The sequence below is a fragment of the Archangium sp. genome, assembly GCF_036389735.1.
In the GTDB taxonomy this organism is placed as follows: Bacteria; Myxococcota; Myxococcia; order Myxococcales; family Myxococcaceae; genus Archangium.
On sequence record NZ_DASVWK010000632.1, the window covers coordinates 1 to 1,798 of the forward strand.

The 1,798-nt window shown below is 70.6% G+C and carries 2 protein-coding genes; both read right to left on the reverse strand.

Going from position 1 to position 1,798, the window contains the following annotated elements; translation table 11 throughout:
* Positions 1 to 10: 10 nt before the first annotated feature.
* A complete protein-coding gene (locus tag VF794_RS22075; RefSeq protein ID WP_331113512.1) occupies positions 11 to 1,243 on the reverse strand; it encodes an ABC transporter permease in 1,233 nt (410 codons plus the stop codon).
* On the reverse strand, positions 1,240 to 1,798 hold a 559-nt coding region (locus VF794_RS22080), incomplete at its 5' end, for an ABC transporter ATP-binding protein (RefSeq protein WP_331113514.1). The genes VF794_RS22075 and VF794_RS22080, both read right to left, overlap by 4 nt.

Genomic DNA, 1,798 nt, shown 5'->3' on the forward strand with positions numbered 1-1,798 from the left:
AGTCCACGCATCATTCGTACCTCAAGGCATCGATCGGGTCGAGGAGGCTCGCCTTGCGCGCCGGGTAGAGGCCAAAGCCCACCCCCACCAGCCCGCTGAAGCCGAGCGCCAGAAGGGCCACCTCCGGGCGCACCAGCAGGGGCCAGCCGAACTGCGCCGCCAGCAGCCGAGCCACGCCCACGCCGAGCACCGTGCCAATGAGGCCGCCTATCAGCGCCAGCGCGAGCGCCTCGATGAGAAACTGGGTGAGGATGTCCCGGGGTCGGGCCCCCACCGCCACGCGCACGCCAATCTCCCGGGTGCGCTCGGTGACGCTCACCAGCATGATGTTCATGATGCCGATACCGCCCACCACCAGCGACACGGCGGCGATGGCGGCCAGCAACAGGCTCAGCGTCCGGGTGCTCTCCTGCTGGCCGCTGGCCACCTCGGCCAGGTTGCGGATGTCGAAGTCATCGGGCTTGTCCTCCCCCAGGCGGTGGCGCTCGCGCAGCAGCTGACGGACCTGCTCCTGGGCCCGAGCGGTGTCGTCCGCGGAGCGGGCCTGCACGAAGATGGCGCCCTTGATGTAGTTGCCCAGGGACTGGGACTGCACCTGGCGCTGGAAGGTAGTGGCGGGGACGAAGACGGTGTTGTCGAGGTCCTGCCCCATGGCGGACTGCCCCTTGCGCGCCGCTACCGCCACCACGGTGAAGGGCGTCTTGTTGATGCGCACCACCTGTCCCACCGGGTTGACGCCTGGCCCGTAGAGGTTCTCCACCACTGTCGCGCCAAGCACGGCCACCTTCATGCCGCCCTCGGTGTCCAGCTCGGAGAAGAACGCGCCCGAGGCCGCCGTCCAGCTCCGCACGACGAAGTAGTCGGAGGTGGTGCCAATGACGCTCGTCGCCCAGTTCTGGTCCTCGGAGAACACCTGTGCGTTGGAGCGCAGCTCGGGCGCGGCGGCGCGCACGGTGGGCACCTGGGTGCGGAGCGCCTCCAGGTCGTCCCACGTCATGGTGGGCTGGCTGCCGAAGCCCCCCCGGGCTCCGCCCGAGGAGGAGGAGCCCGGCAGGACGATGAGCAGGTTCGTCCCCATGGCGTCGAAGACCTTCTGCACGCTCGCTCGCGCGCCGTCTCCGATGGCCACCATGGCGATGACGGCCCCCACGCCGATGATGATGCCGAGCGCGGTGAGGAAGCTGCGCGTCTTGCTGCGCAGGAGCGCCCGCGCCGCCACCCGGAAGGTTTCCAGCAAGTTCATGACGCCACCTCCTGCGGGGCGGACACGTCCGCGGTGCGCGGCACCTGGCGCTTGTCGGAGATGATGCGCCCATCGCGCACCACCACGAGGCGCTCGGCGTACTCGGCCACGTCCGGCTCGTGCGTCACCAGTGCCAGCGTGAGGCCCTCCTGGCGCAGCTCCTGGAAGAGCGCCATCACCTCCACGGTGGTGCGCGAGTCCAGGTTGCCGGTGGGCTCGTCGGCGAGGATGACGCGCGGCCGGCTCACCAGCGCCCGGGCAATCGCCACGCGCTGCTGCTGGCCGCCGGAGAGCTGGCGCGGGTGGTGGTCCAGGCGCGCGCCCAGCCCCACCCGCTCCAGCGCCTCGCGGGCCCTGCGCCGCCGCTCCTTCGCCGGCACCCCGGCGTAGATAAGCGGCAGCTCCACGTTCTCGATGGCGCTGGTGCGCGCCAGGAGGTTGAAGCTCTGGAAGACGAAGCCCAGGGTGCGGTTGCGCACGCGCGCCAGGGCATCGCGATCCAGCCGCGCCACCTCCACCCCATCCAGCCAGTATTCCCCATCCGAGGGCCGATCC